The sequence below is a fragment of the Actinospica acidithermotolerans genome (assembly GCF_018139625.1).
GTDB classification, from domain to species: Bacteria; Actinomycetota; Actinomycetes; order Streptomycetales; family Catenulisporaceae; genus Actinospica; species Actinospica acidithermotolerans.
Window position 1 is genome coordinate 37394 of the sequence record NZ_JAGSOH010000056.1, and the last position, 8393, is coordinate 45786.

The 8393-nt window shown below is 71.4% G+C and carries 7 protein-coding genes and 1 rRNA gene; all 8 read left to right on the forward strand.

Annotation, left to right across the window (positions count from 1 at the left end; genetic code table 11):
* Window positions 1-12: 12 nt before the first annotated feature.
* Window positions 13-1215, forward strand: coding sequence for a bifunctional glutamate N-acetyltransferase/amino-acid acetyltransferase ArgJ (gene argJ, locus KDK95_RS19200; RefSeq protein ID WP_212519585.1), 1203 nt, complete (start codon window positions 13-15; stop codon window positions 1213-1215).
* Window positions 1212-2111: an acetylglutamate kinase gene (argB, locus tag KDK95_RS19205; RefSeq protein WP_212519586.1), complete on the forward strand. Its 900-nt coding sequence runs from the start codon at window positions 1212-1214 to the stop codon at window positions 2109-2111. Before argJ ends, argB begins: the two co-directional genes overlap by 4 nt.
* Complete coding sequence (locus KDK95_RS19210; RefSeq protein ID WP_212519587.1) at window positions 2108-3367, forward strand: acetylornithine transaminase; 1260 nt, start codon at window positions 2108-2110, stop codon at window positions 3365-3367. Before argB ends, KDK95_RS19210 begins: the two co-directional genes overlap by 4 nt.
* 13 nt (window positions 3368-3380) lie before the next feature.
* The gene (gene argF, locus KDK95_RS19215; RefSeq protein ID WP_212519588.1) at window positions 3381-4319 is read left to right on the forward strand and encodes an ornithine carbamoyltransferase; all 939 of its coding nucleotides are present in this window, start codon (window positions 3381-3383) and stop codon (window positions 4317-4319) included.
* A gap of 77 nt (window positions 4320-4396) precedes the next feature.
* Window positions 4397-4918 (forward strand): arginine repressor, encoded by a 522-nt coding sequence (locus KDK95_RS19220; RefSeq protein WP_212519593.1) that lies wholly within the window; start codon window positions 4397-4399, stop codon window positions 4916-4918.
* Between the two features lie 60 nt (window positions 4919-4978).
* Window positions 4979-6403 carry an argininosuccinate lyase gene (gene argH / locus KDK95_RS19225; RefSeq protein ID WP_212519589.1) on the forward strand — a complete coding sequence of 475 codons (1425 nt, stop codon included), beginning with the start codon at window positions 4979-4981 and terminating at the stop codon, window positions 6401-6403.
* Window positions 6404-6447: 44 nt separating this feature from the next.
* Window positions 6448-7713 (forward strand): tyrosine--tRNA ligase, encoded by a 1266-nt coding sequence (tyrS, locus tag KDK95_RS19230; RefSeq protein ID WP_212519590.1) that lies wholly within the window; start codon window positions 6448-6450, stop codon window positions 7711-7713.
* A gap of 573 nt (window positions 7714-8286) precedes the next feature.
* Window positions 8287-8393, forward strand: a 16S ribosomal RNA gene (locus KDK95_RS19235); the annotation flags it as partial.

The following is an 8393-nucleotide window of genomic DNA, read 5'->3' on the forward strand; positions in this document are numbered from 1 at the left end:
CGGAGTGGCTTCGTGAGCCAGCAGACCAACCCGTCCGAGGAGAGCGCGCCGCCCGGAGTCGGCGTGACCGCGGCGGCCGGCTTCCGCGCCTCCGGGACCGCGGTCGGCATCAAGTCCTCGGGAGCGGCCGACCTGGCGCTCGTCGTCAACGAGGGCCCGTCGCGCGCGGCCGCCGCCGTGTTCACCTCGAACCGGGTCAAGGCCGCTCCCGTGCTGTGGAGCGAGCAGGTCCTCAAGGCCGGCGAGCTCGACGCGGTCGTCCTCAACTCCGGCGGCGCCAACGCGTGCACCGGGCCCGAGGGCTTTCAGGACACGCACAAGACGGCCGAGCGCGTCGCCGAGGCGCTGGACACCTCCGCCGCCCGCGTCGCGGTCTGCTCGACCGGCCTGATCGGCGTCCGGCTGCCGATGGACAAGCTGCTCGGGGGGCTGTTCGCCTCCGTCGGCTCGCTCGCCGCGACGGCCGAGGCCGGGGCGGACGCCGCCGAGGCGATCCGCACCACCGACACACACGCGAAGACCGCCGTCGTCGAGCGCTCCGGCTATGTCGTGGGCGGCATGGCGAAGGGCGCCGGGATGCTCGCGCCCGGCCTGGCCACGATGCTCTGCGTGCTGACCACCGACGCCGAGGTCCCGCAACCCGAGCTCGACGCGGCGCTGCGCGGCGCCACCGCCCGCACCTTCGACCGGATCGACTCGGACGGTTGCATGTCGACCAACGACACGGTCATCCTGATGTCCTCCGGCTCCTCCGGCGTCGTCCCCGACCCCTGCGAGTTCGCGCAGGCGGTCGAGGCCGTGTGCGCCGACCTGGCCAGGCAGCTGATCGCCGACGCCGAGGGCGCCTCGAAGGAGATCGAGATCGAGATCGTCAACGCGGCCAGCGAGGCGGACGGCCTCGAGGTCGCCCGCTCGATCGCCCGCAACAACCTGCTCAAATGCGCCTTCTACGGCGAGGACCCGAACTGGGGCCGGGTGCTGTCCGCCGTCGGCACGACGAGGGCGAAGTTCCAGCCGGACGAGCTGTCCGTCGCCATCAACGGCGTCTGGGTCTGCCGCCGCGGCGGCGTCGGCGAGGACCGCGAACTGTGCGATCTGAGCGACCGTCACGTGCACCTCGTCGTCGACCTCGCCGCGGGCTCCGAGACGGTGACGGTCTGGACGAACGACCTGACCAAGGAGTACGTGCACGAGAACTCGGCGTACTCCTCATGAAGACGACCTCGGGCACGGCCCGATTCACCGAGGCACAGGGCAAGGCGCACGTGCTCACGCAGGCGCTGCCCTGGCTCTCCCGCTTCCACGGCGCCACGGTCGTCGTGAAGTTCGGCGGCAACGCCATGATCGACGAGGCGCTCAAGCGGGCCTTCGCGCAGGACGTCGTCTTCCTGCGCTACGCCGGCCTGCGCCCGGTGGTCGTGCACGGCGGCGGCCCGCAGATCACCCGAGCGCTCGAGACCTCCGGCATCAAGAGCGAGTTCGCCGGCGGCCTGCGCGTCACCACGGACGAGGCGATGCAGGTCGTGCGCATGGTGCTCACCGGCCAGGTGCAGCGCGAGATCGTCGGCCTGATCAACGAGCACGGTCCGTTCGCGATCGGCCTGTCCGGCGAGGACGCCAACAGCATGACGGCCCGTCAGCGGCACGCGCTGGTCGACGGCGAGCCGGTCGACATCGGCCGCGTCGGCGACGTGGTCACGGTCGACCCGCAGCTCATCGGCGCGCTGCTGGACGACGGCCGCATCCCGGTCGTCTCCAGCGTCGCCCGCGCCGAGGACGGCGGCGTTTACAACGTCAACGCCGATACCGCGGCCGCGGCGCTGGCCGTCGGCCTGAAGGCGGAGAAGCTCGTCGTGCTCACCGACGTCGAGGGCCTCTACGCCGACTGGCCCGCCTCCGACGAGGTGGTCAGCCAGCTCGACGCGGACGAGCTGGAGAAGCTGCTGCCGAGCCTGACCTCGGGCATGGTCCCGAAGATGGAGGCCTGCCTGCGCGCGGTGCGCGGCGGGGTCGGCGCGGCGCACGTCCTCGACGGCCGGGTCCAGCACTCGCTGCTGCTCGAGGTGTTCACGGATGAGGGGATCGGCACGATGGTGGTACCGGCGGTATGAGCGAGACGCAGACGAACATCGACGCCGCGCGGGCCGAGGCCCTGCCCGAGCTGCACGCGCACGGCGGCCTGTCCGCCGAGTGGACCGCGCGCTACAGCAACGTCCTGATGAACAACTTCGGTACGCCGAAGCGGGTCTTCGTGCGCGGCGAGGGCGCCCAGCTGTGGGACGCCGACGGCCGCCGCTACCTGGACATGTTCGCGGGCATCGCGGTCAACTCGCTCGGCCACGCGCACCCGCTCATCGTCAACGCCGTCACCGCGCAGCTGACCACGCTGGGCCACGTCGGCAACTTCTACGCCACCGCCCCGCAGATCGCCCTCGCCGAACGGCTCGTCGCGCTGGCCGGGGGAGACGCGCGCGTCTACTTCGCCAACTCCGGCGCCGAGGCCAACGAGGCCGCGTTCAAGCTCAGCCGGCTCACCGGCCGCACCAAGGTCGTCGCCACCGAGGGCGGCTTCCACGGCCGGACCATGGGCGCCCTCGCGCTGACCGGCAAGCCCGCGATCCGCGAGCCCTTCGAGCCGCTGCCCGGCGGGGTCGAGTTCGTGCCCTTCGGCGACGTCGCGGCGCTGGAGGCGGCGATCGACGACGAGACCGCCGCGTTCTTCGTCGAGCCGGTCCAGGGCGAGCGCGGCGTGCTGCCCGCCCCGCCGGGCTACCTCGAGGCGGCCCGCGAGATCACCGAACGGCACGGCGCGCTGCTCATCCTCGACGAGGTGCAGACCGGCATCGGCCGCACGGGCGCGTGGTTCGCCTTCCAGCAGGCCGGGATCCGCCCGGACATCGTCACCCTGGCCAAGGGCCTCGGCGGCGGCCTGCCGATCGGCGCCTGCCTCGCCTTCGGCCCGGCCAAGGACCTGTTCAACCCCGGATCGCACGGCTCCACCTTCGCGGGCAACCCCATCGCCTGCGCCGCGGGCCTCGCGGTCCTCTACGCCATCGAGCGCGACGACCTGCTGACCCGGGTGCGCGAGGTCGGCGAGCGGCTGCGCTCCGGCATCCTCGCGCTCGAGCACCCGGCGGTGCTAGACGTGCGCGGCGCCGGCCTGCTGCTCGCGATCCAGCTCAAGCAGGAGCGCTCGGCCGCCGTTGCCGACGCGGCGCTGGACGCGGGCTTCATCGTCAACGCCGTCGCCCCGGACGCGGTCCGGATCGCCCCGCCGCTCATCCTGACGGCCGACCAGGCCGAGGAGTTCCTCGCCGCGCTGCCCAAGCTCCTCGACCACGCCCTGCCCGAAGCCACCCTCGCCTAGGAAACCGAAGACGATGACGACCCGACACTTCCTCCGCGACGACGACCTCAGCCCGGCCGAGCAGGCCGAGGTGCTCGAACTCGCGGCCATACTCAAGGCGCAGCCGCTCGCGCACCAGGTGCTGGCCGGCCCCCGCGCGGTGGCCGTGCTGTTCGACAAGCCGTCCACCCGGACCCGGGTCTCCTTCTCGGTGGGCATCGCCCAGCTCGGCGGCTACCCGCTGGTCATCGACGCCGGCAGCAGCCAACTCGGCCGCGGCGAGCCGATCGAGGACACCACCCGGGTGCTCGACCGGCAGGTGGCCGCGATCGTCTGGCGCACCTTCGAGCAGAGCCGGCTCGAGCGGATGGCCGCGGTCAGCGCCGTGCCGGTCGTCAACGCCCTGACGGACGAGTTCCACCCCTGCCAGATCCTCGCGGACCTGCAGACCGTCCGCGAGCGCAAGGGCGAGCTCGCCGGGCTCACCATGACCTACCTCGGCGACGGCGCCAACAACATGGCGCACTCCTACCTCCTCGGCGGCGCCACCGCGGGCATGCACGTGCGCATCGGCACGCCGCAGTCCTACCAGCCCAACCCCGCGTTCGTCGCGGACGCCGCCCGGATCGCCGCGGAGACCGGCGGATCCGTCCAGGTCACCGCCGACCCGAAGGCCGCCGCCGAGGGAGCGGACGTCCTGGTCACCGACACCTGGGTGTCCATGGGCCAGGAGGGCGAGAAGTCCGAGCGCGCCTCCGTCTTCGAGCCCTACGCCCTCGACGAGGCCGCGCTCGCCCTCGGCGCCCCCGACGCGATCGTCCTGCACTGCCTGCCCGCGTACCGCGGAAAGGAGATCGCCGCCTCCGTGATCGACGGACCACAGTCCGCCGTCTGGGACGAGGCGGAGAACCGGCTGCACGCCCAGAAGGCGCTGCTCGCCTACCTGCTCGGCTATCGAAAGGAAAACCTGTGACGCCACCGGCAACCTCCCGACCCGCGACCCAGGACGACGGGCCCGCCGGCGCCGAGCAGAGCCCGGCCGAGGCCGCGCTGGAGAACGCCGCGGCCACCGTGGTCAACACCCGCCGCGCCCGGCACCAGCGCATCGCCGACCTGCTCGGCAAGCACCAGGTGCGCTCCCAGTCCGCGCTCGCCGAACTGCTCGCCGGCGAGGGCTTCACCGTCACCCAGGCCACGCTCTCCCGCGACCTCGACGAGCTCGGCGCGATGCGCATCCGGGACAAGGACGGCGCGCTGATCTACGCGCTGCGCAGCGAGGGCGGCGACGGCGCCCCCCGCCCGGCCACCGACTCCGGAGAGCTGGAGACCCGGCTGCGCCGCCTGCTCGGCGAACTGCTCGTCACCGCCGAGGCCTCGGCGAACCTCGTCGTGCTGCGCACCCCGCCCGGCGCCGCCCAGTTCCTCGCCTCCGCCCTCGACCACGCCGACCGGCACGGCGTGACCGCCGGCGTCATGGGCACCATCGCCGGCGACGACACGGTCCTGGTGATCTGCCGCGACCCGCAGGGCGGCCCCGAGCTCGCCCGCCGGCTCAGCGCCGCCGCGAGCTGACCGCGGCCCGCGCCGCATCCCCGTACGCCCGAACCGAAGCAGCAAGGAAGACCCGGACCCATGACCCCGCCCGACAAGCCCGCGAACAACCTGCTCTGGAGCTCCCGGTTCTCCAGCGGCCCGAGCGACGCCCTGGCCGCGCTGTCCGTGAGCGTGCACTTCGACTGGCGCCTCGCGAAGTACGACATCGCCGGCTCCCGGGCGCACGCCCGCGCCCTGCACCGCGCCGGGCTGCTCACCGACGAGGAGCTCGAGGGCATGCTCGCCGGCCTGGACAAGCTGGAGCAGGACGTCGAGTCGGGCTCCTTCCTGCCCACCGTCGCCGACGAGGACTGCCACACCGCCCTCGAGCGCGGACTGATCGAGCGGGTGGGCCCGCAGCTCGGCGGCAAGCTGCGCGCCGGACGCTCCCGCAACGACCAGATCGCCACCCTCGGCCGGATGTTCCTGCGCGAGCACGCCCGCGTCATCGGCGGCCTGATCGCCGACCTGCAGCAGGCCCTCGCCGACCAGGCCGAGGCGCACCTCGGGACCCCCATGCCGGGCCGCACCCACCTGCAGCACGCGCAGCCGGTGCTGCTCGCCCACCACCTGCTCGCCCACGTGCACGCCCTCGGCCGCGACGCCGACCGGCTGCACGACTGGGACCGGCGCACCGACGTCTCGCCCTACGGCAGCGGCGCGCTGGCCGGCTCGACCCTCGGCCTCGACCCGAGCGCCGTGGCCGCCGAGCTCGGCTTCAGCGCCAGCAGCGCGAACTCCATCGACGGCACCGCCTCGCGCGACTACGTCGCCGAGTTCGCCTTCGTGGCCGCGATGATCGGCGTGGACGTCTCCCGGATCGCCGAGGAGGTCATCCTCTGGACGACGAAGGAATTCAGCTTCGCCACCCTCGACGACGCCTATTCGACCGGCTCCTCGATCATGCCGCAGAAGAAGAACCCGGACATCGCCGAGCTCGCGCGCGGCAAGGCCGGGCGCCTGATCGGCAACGTCTCCGGCCTCCTCGCCACGCTCAAGGCGCTGCCGCTGGCCTACAACCGGGACCTGCAGGAGGACAAGGAGCCGGTCTTCGACTCCGTGGACACCCTGGAGGTGCTGCTGCCGGCCTTCACCGGCATGATCGCCACGCTCACCTTCCATTCCGAGCGGATGGCCGAGCTGGCGCCGCAGGGCTTCTCCCTCGCCACGGACGTGGCCGAGTGGCTGGTGAAGAAGGGCGTGCCGTTCAAGGTGGCGCACGAGGTGGCGGGCGCCTCGGTGCGGTACTGCGAGGCGCGCGGCATCGAGCTGTCCGACCTCACCGACGAGGACCTCGCCGCGATCGACCCGAAGCTCACCCCCGAGGTCAAGCAGGTGCTCACCGTCCCCGGCTCCGTCGCCTCGCGCGACGGCCGCGGCGGCACCGCCCCGGACCGGGTGCGCGAGCAGCTCGCGGAGGTCCGGGCGCTTATTGCGGAGCAGCGGGCCCGGCTCGGTCAGTAGGCTAGTCACCGTTACGTCGGAAATCGCAGAGAAGAGTAGAGACCGTGACCGACATCGTCGATGAGCTCAAGTGGCGGGGCCTGATCGCCCTGTCCACGGACGAGGAAGCGCTGCGCAAAGCCTTCGCCGACGGGCCGGTCACCTTCTATTGCGGATTCGACCCGACCGCGCCGAGCCTGCACATGGGCAACCTGGTCCAGCTGATCACGATGCGCCGGATCCAGGACGCCGGGAACCTGCCGCTCGGCCTGGTCGGCGGATCCACCGGCCTGATCGGCGACCCGAAGCCGACCGCCGAGCGGACGCTGAACTCCAAGGAGACGGTCGCGGAGTGGGTGGACAAGCTGCGCGGCCAGGTCAGCAACATCCTCGACTTCGAGGGTGAGTACGCCGCGCGGATCGTGAACAACCTGGACTGGACCGAGCCGATCTCCGCGATCGACTTCCTGCGCGACATCGGCAAGCACTTCCGGGTCGGCAAGATGCTCGCCAAGGACGCGGTCGCGGCGCGGCTGAACTCCGAGGCGGGCATCAGCTACACCGAGTTCTCGTACCAGATCCTGCAGGCGCTCGACTTCCTGGAGCTCTACCGGCAGTACGGCTGCATCCTGCAGACCGGCGGCAGCGACCAGTGGGGCAACCTGACCGCGGGCGCGGACCTGATCCACAAGGCGGAGAGCGCGACGGTCCACGTCATCGGCACGCCGCTGGTGACGAAGGCGGACGGCACGAAGTTCGGCAAGACCGAGACCGGAACCGTCTGGCTCGATCCCGAGATGATGTCGCCGTACGCGTTCTACCAGTTCTGGTTGAACGCGGAGGACGCGAAGGTCGTCGAGTACCTCAAGATCTTCACGTTCCGCAGCCAGGAGGAGATCGCCGAGCTCGAGGTCTCCACGGCTGAGAAGCCCTTCCTGCGCCTGGCGCAGCGGGCGCTGGCCGAGGACGTCACGAAGCTGGTGCACGGCGCGGAGAACGTCGCGCGGGTCGAGGCGGCCAGCAAGGCGCTGTTCGGCCAGGGCGACCTGGCCGGCCTCGACGAGCAGACGCTGCGCGCGGCGCTCGCCGAGCTGCCGACCGCCCGGGTGACCGAGCTGCGGCCGGTCTACGAGCTACTCGCGGACACCGGCATCGTGGCCAGCCGCGGCGCCGCGCGCAGGGCGATCCAGGAGGGCGGCGCCTACCTCAACAACGCCAAGGTCGAGGAGCTCGAGGCCGCGCCCACCGAGGCCGACCTGCTGCACGGCCGCTGGCTGCTGCTGCGCCGCGGCAAGAAGACGCTCGCGGCAGTCGAGCTGGTGCAGGGCTGACCCCCGCGCAATCGCACCGAGCGGCGCCGTACCTCGACAGGTACGGCGCCGCTCGGCTTTTCGCCGCATCTGGCCGCGCACGGCCCGATTCCCGATACCCCCGCGTACACCGCCGGGGTACGGAATCGGGCCGTTTCGGCGTCCCCGCCGGTAACCGACGGTGCGCCGCCGCGTACCCCTACGTATGCCGTCGCAGAACCCTGGCTTCCCGATTTGACTCGGCCCGCCGGGCCGCCTAATGTTCATCGAGTCGCCGGAGCGGGTTCCAAGATCCGCAACGGTGGCGGACCCCCTACGGGGCAGGCGGAAACGATCCGGTCAAACGGTCGCCGAAGATCTGCTAAAGTAGGGGACACCGCGAGGGGGCCGAACGAAACAGGTCGGCTCGGGTGCGGTAATCCGAAGCGAACGCCGATGAGGCGGGTGCCGGACAATGTCCGGTCACTGCCCCGTGAGTGTGTCTGTTTCTTGAGAACTCAACAGTGTGTCATTTGTTTACGATGCCAAATGTTTTGCTTTGGCTAGTTTGTCCCGACCCCCGTCGGGATGTTAATTAGCCAGGTTTTGAATTCTTTTTTGGAGAGTTTGATCCTGGCTCAGGACGAACGCTGGCGGCGTGCTTAACACATGCAAGTCGAACGATGAAGCCCTTCGGGGTGGATTAGTGGCGAACGGGTGAG

Bases quoted from the DNA above. Each gene is read 5' to 3' on its own strand.
- argB (WP_212519586.1), top strand. From the start codon at position 1,212: ATGAAGACGACCTCGGGCACGGCCCGATTCACCGAGGCACAGGGCAAG.
- KDK95_RS19210 (WP_212519587.1), top strand. From the start codon at position 2,108: ATGAGCGAGACGCAGACGAACATCGACGCCGCGCGGGCCGAGGCCCTG.
- argF (WP_212519588.1), top strand. From the start codon at position 3,381: ATGACGACCCGACACTTCCTCCGCGACGACGACCTCAGCCCGGCCGAG.
- argH (WP_212519589.1), top strand. From the start codon at position 4,979: ATGACCCCGCCCGACAAGCCCGCGAACAACCTGCTCTGGAGCTCCCGG.